This is a genomic window from Parapedobacter sp. ISTM3, from assembly GCF_016533505.1.
In the GTDB taxonomy this organism is placed as follows: domain Bacteria; phylum Bacteroidota; class Bacteroidia; order Sphingobacteriales; family Sphingobacteriaceae; genus Parapedobacter; species Parapedobacter luteus.
Genome location: NZ_JAENGN010000014.1, coordinates 1 through 13175 on the forward strand (window position 1 = coordinate 1; position 13175 = coordinate 13175).

The 13175-nt window shown below is 48.8% G+C and carries 14 protein-coding genes; 5 read left to right on the forward strand and 9 right to left on the reverse strand.

Annotated elements, in window-relative coordinates; all coding sequences use genetic code 11:
* The 3 genes from JHJ32_RS16835 to JHJ32_RS16845 form a co-directional block, all read right to left on the reverse strand.
* A partial coding sequence (locus JHJ32_RS16835) for a glycosyltransferase family 4 protein (RefSeq protein WP_200121742.1) occupies positions 1-1002 on the reverse strand: 1002 nt, incomplete at its 3' end.
* Positions 1003-1049: 47 nt separating this feature from the next.
* Positions 1050-2051 carry a lysylphosphatidylglycerol synthase transmembrane domain-containing protein gene (locus tag JHJ32_RS16840; protein ID WP_200121743.1) on the reverse strand — a complete coding sequence of 334 codons (1002 nt, stop codon included), beginning with the start codon at positions 2049-2051 and terminating at the stop codon, positions 1050-1052.
* Positions 2048-3226: a glycosyltransferase family 1 protein gene (locus JHJ32_RS16845; protein ID WP_200121744.1), complete on the reverse strand. Its 1179-nt coding sequence runs from the start codon at positions 3224-3226 to the stop codon at positions 2048-2050. The genes JHJ32_RS16840 and JHJ32_RS16845 overlap by 4 nt, the downstream gene beginning before the upstream one ends.
* Before the next feature lie 196 nt (positions 3227-3422).
* On the opposite strand from JHJ32_RS16845, the gene JHJ32_RS16850 reads away from it, so the two are divergent.
* Positions 3423-4439, forward strand: coding sequence for an endonuclease/exonuclease/phosphatase family protein (locus JHJ32_RS16850; protein WP_200121745.1), 1017 nt, complete (start codon positions 3423-3425; stop codon positions 4437-4439).
* A gap of 73 nt (positions 4440-4512) precedes the next feature.
* On the opposite strand, the gene JHJ32_RS23030 is transcribed toward JHJ32_RS16850, so the two are convergent.
* Positions 4513-4644 (reverse strand): hypothetical protein, encoded by a 132-nt coding sequence (locus JHJ32_RS23030; RefSeq protein WP_255539812.1) that lies wholly within the window; start codon positions 4642-4644, stop codon positions 4513-4515.
* A gap of 170 nt (positions 4645-4814) precedes the next feature.
* On the opposite strand from JHJ32_RS23030, the gene JHJ32_RS16855 reads away from it, so the two are divergent.
* Positions 4815-5411 carry an FMN-dependent NADH-azoreductase gene (locus tag JHJ32_RS16855; RefSeq protein ID WP_200121746.1) on the forward strand — a complete coding sequence of 199 codons (597 nt, stop codon included), beginning with the start codon at positions 4815-4817 and terminating at the stop codon, positions 5409-5411.
* A gap of 8 nt (positions 5412-5419) precedes the next feature.
* Here JHJ32_RS16855 and JHJ32_RS16860 read toward each other — a convergent pair whose 3' ends face one another.
* On the reverse strand, positions 5420-5971 hold the full coding sequence (locus JHJ32_RS16860; protein WP_200121747.1) for a flavin reductase family protein: 552 nt from the start codon (positions 5969-5971) through the stop codon (positions 5420-5422).
* Between the two features lie 300 nt (positions 5972-6271).
* On the opposite strand from JHJ32_RS16860, the gene JHJ32_RS16865 reads away from it, so the two are divergent.
* A complete protein-coding gene (locus tag JHJ32_RS16865; RefSeq protein ID WP_079715622.1) occupies positions 6272-7090 on the forward strand; it encodes a helix-turn-helix domain-containing protein in 819 nt (272 codons plus the stop codon).
* Between the two features lie 56 nt (positions 7091-7146).
* Positions 7147-7707, forward strand: coding sequence for a DNA-3-methyladenine glycosylase I (locus JHJ32_RS16870; protein ID WP_079715621.1), 561 nt, complete (start codon positions 7147-7149; stop codon positions 7705-7707).
* 4 nt (positions 7708-7711) lie between these two features.
* Here JHJ32_RS16870 and JHJ32_RS16875 read toward each other — a convergent pair whose 3' ends face one another.
* A complete protein-coding gene (locus tag JHJ32_RS16875; protein ID WP_200121748.1) occupies positions 7712-8860 on the reverse strand; it encodes a glycoside hydrolase family 5 protein in 1149 nt (382 codons plus the stop codon).
* Positions 8861-9027: 167 nt separating this feature from the next.
* Here JHJ32_RS16875 and JHJ32_RS16880 point away from each other — a divergent pair, with 167 nt between their 5' ends.
* Positions 9028-9801 (forward strand): carboxypeptidase-like regulatory domain-containing protein, encoded by a 774-nt coding sequence (locus tag JHJ32_RS16880; protein ID WP_200121749.1) that lies wholly within the window; start codon positions 9028-9030, stop codon positions 9799-9801.
* 49 nt (positions 9802-9850) lie between these two features.
* On the opposite strand, the gene JHJ32_RS16885 is transcribed toward JHJ32_RS16880, so the two are convergent.
* The 3 genes from JHJ32_RS16885 to JHJ32_RS16895 all read right to left on the reverse strand — a co-directional run bounded on the left by JHJ32_RS16885 (position 9851) and on the right by JHJ32_RS16895 (position 12950).
* Positions 9851-10303 (reverse strand): hypothetical protein, encoded by a 453-nt coding sequence (locus JHJ32_RS16885; protein ID WP_200121750.1) that lies wholly within the window; start codon positions 10301-10303, stop codon positions 9851-9853.
* A gap of 67 nt (positions 10304-10370) precedes the next feature.
* Entirely contained in the window at positions 10371-10745 is a 375-nt protein-coding gene (locus tag JHJ32_RS16890) for a DMT family protein (protein ID WP_200121751.1), read from the reverse strand.
* Between the two features lie 198 nt (positions 10746-10943).
* A complete protein-coding gene (locus tag JHJ32_RS16895; protein ID WP_200121752.1) occupies positions 10944-12950 on the reverse strand; it encodes a M13 family metallopeptidase in 2007 nt (668 codons plus the stop codon).
* Positions 12951-13175 lie beyond the last annotated feature (225 nt).

The following is a 13175-nucleotide window of genomic DNA, read 5'->3' on the forward strand; positions in this document are numbered from 1 at the left end:
GCTGATGATGTGATGGAGCCGTTCCGCCCAAGCATCCGCATCAGCGGCAGGCAATAACAGGCCGTTCTTCCGGTGCGAGACAGCATCGGGAATACCGTCGATATCGGCAGCCACCACCAGTGTTCCCGCTCCGGAGGCTTCGAGGCACACCAGACCGAACCCTTCCATGTCGCCAGCAACGGGTATGTTGGGCATCAGCAATGCGGCGGCATGCCGCAGTAACACCTGTAAAGCTGGCAACGGGATTTTTCCCAGGTGGGTCACCTTAGCCTGCATTGACGGCTGTTGCAATATCCGGGCAATCTCTCCTTCATCGGAAGGATATCCAAGGAAAAGCTCGATCAAATGGCGCCATACGGGCGGACAGCACCATAACAGCGTACGAGCCAAGCGCCTCCGGGCGCGTAGCGGCCCTGCCATGATAATACGGACGTTGTCCGGTAGCCGAGGAACCACCTCACGGAGGAACCAGGAGAATCCCTTTCGTTTGACCGGCCTGCCCAGCAAGACAAAATATGGCTTTTGGGCAGCCAGTTGTAAATGGCTAATCATGGAACTCTCCGTCACCGAATGCTTAGCGAAGTGGGCAAACGCATGGTCTACCCCGTTGTTGATTACTGTTATCCGCGCCGGCGAAACCCCTCTTGCTATCATCGCGCGTTTAGTAGCTTCACTTACCGCTACAATATGGTCAAACCGATTGAACAACGGCAAAATCTTACGCTGGTAATAACCCCAAGGAAACACAACATCCAAGCCATGTACGGTAACGACTTTTTTTACTTGGGGATAGCGACGGTGATAGCGCAGCGCCAATGAACCAATCAACGCATCGTTGAAATGGACAAGCCCAATACCCGGATGCTTCTTCAGTAGTTTTATGATGCGTTTTTCGAGCCGCAGGAAAAACACAAGAATATTCTCCTCCCCGGTATAGACCAGTTTGTGCACGGCCGCATACGTCCGCATCCCTTCAATAAGCTCCAAACTCTGTTTTTCCATTCCCCCTGTTGCGGGGGGGTGCTTATGACTAACGAATAATACTTCCATTATGCCGCATCACTTGTCAAAAGCCGGTGGTGCCTATAACGCAGCCAGGCCATACAAGCAAACCCCGCCAACATCCAGCAGCATTGCCGGCTTCTCCGAATAATCGATACCGTCACCCAAACGCTCGTAGCAGAAATGCCCAAAACAATGAGCACGACTTTGTTGGCAAGTTCCTCCACGCCCCACTGCGCCGGAACAAACGATCCAAAGCTTTTTAGCACGATAATGCCCATATCCATAGCCAGCCCTTCCACCACACCTGCGTCATATCCCAGAAAACGCAGGATGAGCAAACATTCCAGACTACCCACCAACCAATGAACGGCAAAAAAGAAAAGCGACCAATAAAACGCGGTTTTCTGATGTTTTTGAAACTGGCTGCATGCATATAACACTTCGTGGATTTTCCTACCAAGACGCTTCCACCAATGCTTGGTTTGCAATGAGTGCCGGGGCTCAGGCATGCGCTTGCTCAACCACAAAATGAAAATGATACCGACCAGGGCAACAACGCTAATGGCAAGCAGCGCCTCGGCTGTTCCAGAAAATGCAGTGGAAGGAGAAGGGGAAAACAAAAGCCACATTAAGGCCAGGAATGCCATCGATACTTGGGACAAGATGGTCGTGATCCGTGAAGAGGCTACTGAAGTCAACGCTGCTTTTTCGTCGACACCGTAGGGCTTCAGCAGTTGTACTTTATATAGTTCACCTGCTACGATGTTGGTAGGATTATAGAGCGCTACTGTCTCACCGATTTGCCGGAGGATGAACAATCGCCCAATGGAAATCTTGTGTCTCTCCTTACCCAGGCAGACATACCAGCCCAGCGTACCAAAAAAATAGGCGATAAACGACACAAACAGGATATAAAAAAATCGATGACCAAGCGTGTACACCTCCACTTTAACCGCTTCAAAATCCGTATGCCAAACAAATAATCCAACACAAATAATGACGCTTACAAAAAAAATACCCTTTACTATGCGCAATGTGATACTCATAAAACCGAAGAATGTTCAAAGCTCTTATTCGGGTCATTCAACGCATGGACATCGCGGAAATAAACAGCCGCCAATTGCCCCCAGTCTAAAGTCCGGGCATGACGCAAAGCATTTTGGCCAATCTCTTCCCAAAGCAACGGATTGTCTATCAACAGCTTGATGTAATTGAAATACGCCTGCGGGTCATCGGGAGTACACTTAAAACCCGTATACCCATGTATTATCAGATCGGCACTGCCTCCACCATCTGCTATAACGCAGGGTAAGCCGGATGCCATCGCTTCAACCACGACATTACCATACGTTTCAGAGACCGACGTGAATACAAAAACATCTGAAGACGCATATAGTGTGGCCAATTGGCCGTGTTCCACCTTACCCAAAAACAACGCATCATGCATCTGTGCCTGCAGCTCGCGGCGAGCAGCCCCATCGCCTGCCACCACGAAGTTGCCTTCCCATCGCTTTTCTTTGAGTAGCTGGTATAGCTGTATCAACGTAGTCAAGTTTTTTTCCCAGACCAGGCGGCTTACGAATAACAACGTGGGCTTATCATTCCCCGTAAGACGCCGCATATAATCCCTATCTCGCTTCCCTGTGCAAAACGTATGAAAATCAATACCCCGTTGCCACAACTGCAATCTCGTCCGCTCGATACCTATTGAAAGCAACTCGTTGATTATCCGCATGGAGGGCACGTAAATTTTGTCGCACGCGTTGTAAAACCGCCTCATCGAAGCCCGGGTTATTTTCTCCATGGCGTTAACCAAAAACGGTGTTTTGCTCAGGTAATACCCCAAATAAGATATAAAATGGGTGTGGTAAATGGTGATCACCGGAATCCGCCGCTTCCGGGCATATTTCAACGCAAAAAAACCAAGCAAAGAAGGTGTCGCGATATGGATGACATCCGGGCGGAATGCATCCAAGGCGTGTTCCAGTTTATGTTTCGACAACTGGGGAATACTTATTGAATAATCGGCATTAATAGGAACCTTCACGGACGGCACACGGAATGCCCGATGCACACGGTTTATGTGCCCCGACTCCCTTCCGTACACAAACAGGAAGTCAAATTCAGCAGAATCAATGCGTTTGATAAGCTGAAACATTGTACGCGATGCTCCATCAAACTCTTCAATTAGTATCTCGGCAAAAAAGGCGACTTTAATCATCTGCACAAAGTAATGCAATGTAAAAAATCGATATAATCCCTTGCACAACCGAAGTTTAACAAATTGTGAATTTTTATTAAAAAAATCGTTGACCAGTTTACGGTCCATCAACACGAACCACACAATTCCTTAAACGGCAATTAAGCGTCGGTTAACCTTTGAGTGATACCTTTATACCGTATATCAAGACGACCTTATGATTGTCACTAACCCCCTTATCAGGAATCATCAATGGCCGCTTCGCGTTATATTATTTATCAGCCTGACGGCCGTCATTGTGTTTGCATTTGCCAACAGCATGCCATGGGCCAATTTATCGGGAGCCAACCGAGCTGAGGCTGTAACGAACCTGGCGATGCCCGATGCATCACAGGGTTTGCTTTCATTAATGACCTACAACATAGCCGGGTTGCCGGAATTCATCTCCAGCGCCGGCACGCCCCGTGCAACGAGCATCGCCCAGATCGGCCGTATGATTACACCATATGACATTGTTCATATACAGGAAGACTTTAATTACAATCGCCAATTATATACCGGTTTGGACAGCCACGGCTTCCGCACCAAACACAACGGCGTGGTGCCGTTCGGCGATGGCCTGAACACATTGTCAAAGTATCCCATTATCGAAAGTAAACGCGTTGCCTGGCGGCATTGCAGCGGCACTGATTGCTTGACTCCAAAAGGCTTCATGTTTACGCGCATACAACTTGCCAAGCATGTGTTCATTGATTTTTACAACCTCCATGCAACCGCCGAAAAAAAACCAAGCGCCGATTATGCACGGCAGCAAAATCTGCGTCAGCTTTCGCACTTTATCCAGAAACAGTCACAAGAAAATGCAATCGTCGTGATGGGAGATTTTAATGCTCACTATACCTACATAAACGACGAAATGCAACAGTTTCTCCAGGAGACTTCCTTGACCGATGCCTGGGTTCAACTTATGAAAAATGGCATCGTACCGAAAAAAAACCTTCACCATCAAGCCCTGTCCAACCTTTCCATTGATGAGCGGACTGAATCATTGGATAAAATACTATACCGTAGCAACCACGAAATAAGCCTGATGCCAATAGCTTACCGCGTTGAAGCAGGCAAGTTTACCGATCCCAGCGGCAATGAATTATCAGACCATCTGCCGATTTCCGCAGTCTTCAACTGGGACCTGAAGCATGCTACTTATAGTACCTTCCCCAACCATCGGCAATGATTTTATTGATCTTGGAATCAAACAGACCCACGATCTGATCATGGCGCGCAACATTCCGGTTGGGAGGATAGGGTTACAACAATATAAATGTGCCGTTCCCTCGGCGCTCAAACCCGATATCTTCCGATGAAGAGAGCTTGACAAATTGGTAGCCGGCCTCTGCCCACTGACGGCGCGTATCCGCATTAAAGACATGTAATTTCATCGACGTACAAGCTAACAAGTATCTATTTTATTTGCCAACTTACGATAACCTGTATTGTTTGCCGGCATCTTATTTCTGCATACTATACAATGCGATAGCACTATACCACAATATAGTAATATACTTTTTATAGTTACAACCACTTATTTTTGTGCAAAAAAAATACGGAAATGAAGATTTTGCACATTATTTCAAGTCCAAGGGGCAATGCCTCTTACAGTATCAAGCTCGGCAATGAAGTCATCGCGCGGTTGATCACCAAGTATCCTGGAAGCACCGTAAAAACGCACGACCTGACGGATACGCCATTTCCGCACCTGGAAGAGTCACATCTGACATCTTTCATGACCGAACCGGAACAGCGGTCGGCAGCCCAAGCGGAGGCTGCAAAGCATTCCGACGAAGCAATTGCGGAATTAATGGAGGCCGATATCATCGTTATCGGCGCACCGATGTATAATTTCAATATCCATTCGACGCTTAAGGCCTGGCTGGACCACATTACACGTGCCGGTGTTACGTTCGCCTATTCAGCTAATGGGCCCGTAGGGCTTGTCAAAAACAAAAAGGCTTACCTTGCCATATCGTCGGGCGGAATATACAGCAATGGCCCAATGAAATCCTTCGATTTCATTGAACCTTACCTTACCACGATGTTGAATTTCATCGGCATCACCGACATCACGACATATCGCGTGGAAGGCGTAGCCATCACTGATATCCAACAACATGCTTTGGCAAGCGCTGTCGATAAAATAGCGGTATAACGCTCGTTTCAGTCCTGAAATTGTTTCCAGCGCACCATCCGATCCTGCCGGTTCAGCGTCCGTCCCGAGACGGAAAACGTCCCATCGCCCTTATGGTGGAACGTACGCTGTTCCTTCCGGTGGGGATTTATCCATGCCTGTACAGCTTCGAGGATAAAGAAGTCATACTGGTCGACCAGTTGCATATCGGCTACCCGGCACTCAATGTTAGCCAAACATTCGACCACCAAAGGAGGCGCAACATGTTTAGCCTTACGCGGAGTAAAGCCGAAGCGGGCGAACTTGTCTACTTCGTTTCCGGAACAATTGCCGATATCAACTACTTTATCGATTAAATCCACACCAGGAATAGCAATGACACATTCCTTATTGGCACGTAGCGCATGGTAGCTGTGATCCCATGGACCCACAATGGCGCCAATCAACGGTGGGTCGTGCTGCATCATCATATGGAACCCCATGGTCATCAAGTTGGCGTGGCCTTGCTGAAGGGTCGATACCATGACCACCGGCCCCGGTTCGATGAGCCGGACGACTTTATTTAACGGGAAATTTTCCATCGCATCTCCTCCTTGTCATGTTGGCTACAGCTAGGTGGTTATGTCACCGGAGTGTATACCGGCTTATACAAAGCTACCGTAAAATTATTTCACGGGCAAGGGCTGGTTCGGATAAAGAAGCTACTTATACCTTTTGAACAAAGCAAATCAGGACGTTTGAACAAAGCCACTAAATGATAGCTTGCCTATATTTGTACTGATTAACAAGATTTAGATAACGACACTGCGTTGGCAGACGGCTTAATGGTTGCACTTCGTATTTTTGTACCCTGAATGCACCCACTGAACTGATATAACGATATGGAATATCAAGCAAAATACATCACGGACGACATCAAGCTTTCTTGCTATGAGGACAAGCTTTTTAAATCGGAAATCATGTTTGACCATCACATGCTGATATGGTTTCTTTCGGGTGAGACAAAAATTGTACAGGCAGACGCGACCTACGTATTCAGAAAAGGTGATATCTTTTTGATTCCAAGAAACCAGCTGGCGACAATCATCAATTACCCCAAAGATGGGCAACCGCACAAGACGGTAGTCATGCACCTATCCACGGCAAGGCTTCGTGATTTTTATGCCCACCTGCACGTGAAACCAAAAGCGCAGGCCGTACAGAGCATCCGTCGTTTTGACAACCACCCATTGCTGGAGAGCTGCCTCGCTTCATTGGTGCCTTATTTCGATATGAAAAACCTCCCCGACAACATCGCATCGTTGAAAATTACGGAAGCCATCAGTATCCTCAGGGCAATCGACCCGGGGATAGATGATGTACTGGCCAATTTTGAAATGCCGGGTAAAATAGACTTGGTCAGCTACATGGAAAAGAACTTCATGTTCAATATGCCCTTGGAAAAATTCGGCTACCTGACCGGAAGGAGCATTACCACATTCAAGCGGGACTTTAAGCGGGCTTTTGGCACAACACCCCAAAGGTGGCTTACCCGTAAACGGCTGGAGCTCGCGCATTATCACCTGGCTCAAAAGCAACGCAGGCCAGTAGAGGTGTATTTCGAGACAGGGTTTGAGAACCTGTCCCATTTTTCCTATGCATTCAAAAAACACTTTGGCTACCCACCTACCGCATTGGGAGCAGCCCATCATAAGGGATAAGCAAAATACTAATTTTTTTGCTAAATTCGCTTCCGTATTCAATTCCATTTGCACGAATGTCGTATTGCGATCATATTCCTTCCATGCAGCCCGAATCCCGAAGGGCATTACATAAAAACTACCACGACAACCACTATGGCTTCCCCATCCACGATGACAATGAGTTATTTGGACGGCTCATTATGGAAATCAATCAAGCGGGGCTAAGCTGGGAAACCATCCTCCGAAAGGAAAAAGCCTTCCGTACGGCTTACGACAATTTTGACATCGCCAAAGTAGCGGCATACACCGAGGCCGACCGCGAACGGCTACTCGCCGATGCGGGCATTATCCGCAACCGGCTCAAAGTCAATGCGGCGATTGAAAATGCAAAAGTCATCCGCCAATTGCAACAGAAATATGGCTCATTTGAAAAGTGGCTGGATCACCACCATCCAAAGACACTCCAAGAGTGGCTGAAGCTCTTCAAAAAGACCTTCAGATTTACCGGTGGCGAGATTGTCAATGAATTTCTGATGAGTACAGGCTATCTGCCGGGTGCACATGCCCCCTCTTGCCCTGTGCATGCCGAAATATTGAAAAGCAAGCCGGCATGGGCGACGAACTTCATGTGTTGATAACTTATATATATTTTTCTAATAGCGCCAGCATACGCCGGTCGAGTTTTTGACCGTACCAGTCCTCGTATTGCACATCCTTTCTGCTGGAATTCAGGATACCAAAGTCTCCATCAAATTCCCATAATGCAAACCCGATACCGTATTCCGTTAATACGGAAAACATGTCGTCCATCCACGTCAAGGCCACATCATGCGGCGTTTCCCGCCAAGCACCGCATTCGCCACAATGTACACCTCCCCCCTGCTCTACCAATGCTATCCACGGCGCAAACTGCTCCCGTAGCCAGGCCTTATCCTGTAGCTTCCCGTTGTCAACGTTGGGCCAGGATACGGCAGGCAGGTCCTGCGGGCGCGGGCAGACCCAAGGCGCCTTGTAATGAGACACCAAGCCGGGTGCATATCCCCGACAGCTTTGCCCCACGTCCAGCTCGGGGATATTGTCGATCACGTCATTCCCGATGTTATTGCCATCTGCAATGATACGGTGCTTCGGATTGACCATCCGGATCACATCAAACCCTTTGACGATAAGCGAACGATACAGTTCCTTCGGCACGGCTGAGCGTTTCGAGAACTGATCATTCATATCGGCTCGCCAGCAGGGTTCATTGAGCAAATCGAAACTAATTTGGTCCTGGGTCTTATGACGAAACACCTTAGCCCAGTATGCCCAATGGAAAGTAAAAGCCTCAAGCGCCTCGGGATCTTCCCACAGGTTATACGGTTCTTCAAATCCGGCATTGACACAAAATCCGGGTGCCCGATGTAGGTTTAAGCTCACATGCAGGCCGCAACGGTTGGCTTTCTCTACCAACTCCACCACCTCGTGTACCCGATCCACATTGATGCGGTATACCTCCTCTTTGGTGATTGGCCGCGTCCGGTCAAAGTCCACATAGTATGGATAAGCCATCGGAACACGAATAAAATCGAACCCCCAGTCCGCTATCCAACGCAGGTATTCCTCCGGTGTGTTTTGCCGTTTGTTCCGTGGGTCGGGATTGAAGAAATCCAGAATATTGAACCCCTTCCACCGGGGCAGCTTGTTGGTTGGCTTTTTGGGGGCGAAGTCGTCGGCATCCAACAACGGCAGTCCTGTTGCTGACAATGCCAGCGCGCTGGCCTTCTTTAACATTTCCCGTCTGTGCATGTTCATTTGGAATGATACTCCACCAAAGTGGTCTTTAAATATAATCGGTCTTTTTGTAAAGATAGCAATTAATCCCGTACTTATTGACATCCCGAACGCGCGGGTTATGGTTAATAAATGTTAAACCTGTTGACTATCGAGCCATCTACGTTTAATTTTACCGACTGATGAGTCTTCTCAATTCCATCATGCATTTCTGCTTACGGGTGCTGCTCGTCGGCGCCCTGCCTTTCTTAAGCGCGCGGGCCCAGCACCTGGAGGGGGTGGTCCGCGACCGGCAAACGGGACACCCGATCCGGGGGACGAGCATCGTAGTGGGCCAAATACGCGCCGCCACCGACGCCGCCGGCCACTTCAACCTGCCCAGCCCAACGGGATTTCCCCTTACCGTCACCGCTACGCATGTCGGCTATGACCCCGTGTCGATCAAGCTGTATATGCCTCCAGACACGCTGTTGCAAATTTTCCTGTCGGGCAAAGCCATAGGTCTGGACGAGGTAACCGTGCTGGGCAGGCGCAACTCCGTAAAGGATTCACTGTGGATGCGCCGGGAGTACGCCGACCAGTTCAACTTCAAATCTGTGAAACCCTGGCAGGCGATGACCCTCAGTCCGGTGGGTATCGGCATCAACCTCAATGTGCTCTTCGCCTCTTTTTCGCGCGAACAGAAGCAACATAAGCGACTGAAAGCCGCCCTAATCCACGACGAGCGGCAAGACTATGTAGACCGCCGATTCACTAAGGCGCTTATTCAAGCCCAAACCAACATACCCGATGCGGAGCTTGACGTCTTTCACTGGTATTTCCGACCTACTTACGAACAGTTACTTGGTTTTACAGAATACGATCTGCTCCTATATATCCAGCAGCATTATAAGGATTTCCGCGCACGGCGGAACAATTACCCAAAAGGCATTCCTGCGCTCGGCGAGGGGCAGTAGACGAGAACTCATACCGCCTTTATAGTTCTTGATTTCAGCCTTAACGAAGTCACCGCGGTGCTCCATCAATCACCAGTTCCTGTTCGCCTGAGACAAGCGAGATATGACAGCAGTCATAGGTTACTACATAATCACCTGTCGCCACCAAATTGCCATTAATGAATCCCTCAAAACGTAGTTTGGTTTCTTCAAACCGGGGAACAGCATCTTCATCGCCATCATCAGCAAGCCGATACATGCCCTGTTGCCGGGCGGTTTCCCACTCACTATTGTCTCCGGCAGTCAGTTCGCGTCCGTCAGACAAGCGAGTCACTTTAATGCGATCCAGCGCTATGGGAGCGCTTTTGCTGTCCACTACCGTTACCGAGAGCGTCACAAATTGTTCAGTACACATCACCCCTTCACATGATGTGTCGGCCTTTGCGCCAGCCTCCTCTCGTACTGAACAGGACAACAACGCGGCAGTAGCCAGAAGCAAACAGGAAACAACTATTTTTTTCATCGTAGTTTTTATGGTTTGCTGATGAGACGTGAAGCACGCATGTTTTGCTACAGGTGGCGTTTATCACTCACTTCTTAAAAATAAAGTACACTGCAAGCACCAAAAATACGAAACCAATCACGTGATTGACCCGGAACGGCTCACTTTTGAAGAAAACGATAGCAAACACGGAAAAGACCGTGAGCGTAATAACTTCCTGAATGACCTTCAACTGCCACAGATTGAATGGCCCGCCATTATCACTGAAACCTATCCGATTGGCGGGCACCTGGAGGGAATACTCAAAGAGCGCAATACCCCAGCTGATGAAAATAATCCCCACCAGTCCTAAGTTACTGAACCAGTTCATTTCCTTGAACTTTAAATGCCCGTACCAGGCGAGCGTCATAAACGCGTTGGAAAGCACCAGCAGCCCAACGGTAAGGATGGCCTTTTTCACCATATGATTACAAAACGATGCACGAAGATACGGTGAAATTGCATCATCTCATCGCATTTGGGAGCAACACGTTGCCTCGAACGACTTATTCTATTCGCTCGTACTACAGCTTATCCCAATGTTCCGTTCTTAAAAGCGACAACAAAAATGGCCGTCCCCAAGCAGGACGGCCGTTTCCATTTCGGGGCCTCATTGCCCTTGTTACCAAATCACAATCCGCTTTTCTTTCGGCAGGTACAGCTTGTCCCCTTCCTTGATGTCAAACGCTTCGTAGAACCCATCCACGTTGACCAACGGTCCCACGGCACGGTACTGCGCCGGCGAATGCGGGTCGGTCTTCACCTGGTTAACCACAAAAGCTTCGGTGGTCTTTGCCCGCCAAATGGTTGCCCATGAGAGGAAAAACCGCTGTTGCTGCGTGAATCCGTCTATTTTGCCCGGATCGCCTTTGTCGCTCAGGTACATCTGCAACGCTTCGTAGGCTACGGACACACCACCCAGGTCGCCAATGTTTTCGCCCAGCGTAAACCGACCGTTGACGAATACGCCCGGCACAGGCTGGTAGGCTTCAAATTGAGCCACTAATGCCGATGTAGCCGCCTCAAACTTCGCCTTGTCTTCATCTGTCCACCAGTTATTCAGGTTGCCATCGCCGTCGTATTGCGAACCACTGTCGTCAAACCCATGGGATAATTCGTGTCCGATAACTGCACCGATTCCCCCGAAGTTGACCGCAGCATCAGCCGTGTAATCGTAAAACGGCGGCTGCAGAATCGCTGCCGGAAATACAATCTCATTATACAGGGGGCTGTAGTATGCATTGACGGTTTGAGGCGTCATACCCCATTCGGTTTTATCCACGGGTTTATCCTGTTTGGCGAGATTTTCTCCAAATCGCCAACGGCGCGCATTCAAAATGTTTTCAAACAACGATGTGCCCACTTCCAACCTGGAATAATCCCGCCATTTATCTGGATAGCCAATCTTAACGTTGAATTTCCTCAATTTGTCCAGTGCTTTCTCCTTGGTAGCTGGAGACATCCACTCCAGCTGCCCGATGCGATGCTCAAACGACTTACGCAGGTAGAACACCAGCTCTTCGGCAGCCGCTTTGGCCTCAGCCGGAAAATGTGCTTCTACATACAGCTTGCCGAGCAGGTCGCCAGCCATGCCATTGACAAATTGGAGTCCGCGCTTGTCCAACGAACGCTGTTCCTGTTGTCCATTGAGTGTTTTTCCCCAAAACTCGAAGCTGATTTCGTCCAATTCGCGCGTCAGGCTCGTCGCCGCATCGTTTGCGATTTTGAAACGCAGAAAGTCTTTAATGGTTTCCAGGTTTGCAGGATTGAGCACCTCATCTAACTCCTGGTAGTATTTCAACTCGCCGATGATTACCGTGTCAGCCTTGAACCCTAAGTCTGCGAGGTATTGCGCCAAATCAATGTTTTTCACCAGATTCTTCAAGTCCGCCACCGCTACCGGGTTATAGCGGAGCGACGCGTTGCGTATTTGCTCCACGGTAAGCATGTGGCTGGCCAACTCTTTTTCAAAAGCAACTATTTTGGGCCCCTTAAGGTCACGGGACGTCTGCCCTACCTTGGGCATTAATGTATTGATGTAATCCTGGTAATTTGCAAGTGTTCTGGCATTGGCCTCATCCTCTTTCTGATAATAAGCCCTACCAAGCCCCAAACTTGCTGAACCAAGATATACAGCATTTACGCTGCTGTTTTTCATGTGTGCAGATACATTCGCGCCGAAAAAAGGATTTCCTCCAATAGGAGCAACTGCTACCAGATAGCCATACAGATCATCAAAACTCCGAATGGCATCCACCTTTTGAAGTAATGGTTTGATCGGGTCGATACCTGCCCTATCCCGTGCATCAAAGTCGGTGTAGCTGCGATAAAGGTCTGCGATTTTCTGGCCATCGGACCCTTTGGGATACGTTCCGGTCAACGATTCTTTAAGGATTTTTAGTGTCGCTTCGTTGGTTTTTTCTCCCAGTTCGTTGAAGCTCCCCCAGCGGGACTGGTCTGACGGAATTTCCACCGTCTTCATCCAGTTTCCGTTTACATAATTGTAAAAATCATCCTGCGGTCGCACCGAGGTGTCCATCAAGTCAAGCCTGATGGCCTGGTGCTGCTGTGCCACGGCAGTCGTGGCGGTAACGGCTACCATAGCCATTGCCAAATACGTTTTATTCATGCGCAATCATTATTTATTTAAACGGCCACGTGCAATCCGTATAACATCCGTTGCGGTTTGAGCACCGCTGTCATGTCCGGTTTTCACGCATTATTAACATTAACTTAAAACGCTGCAAACTTAGAAAAGATTAGCCAAAAAACACCGACATGCAATACGAATGTCACAAAAATAAAACGCGCCATTTCCGCTGCAAGAAGTGTTCAACGGCAGCGAAGCGAGCGA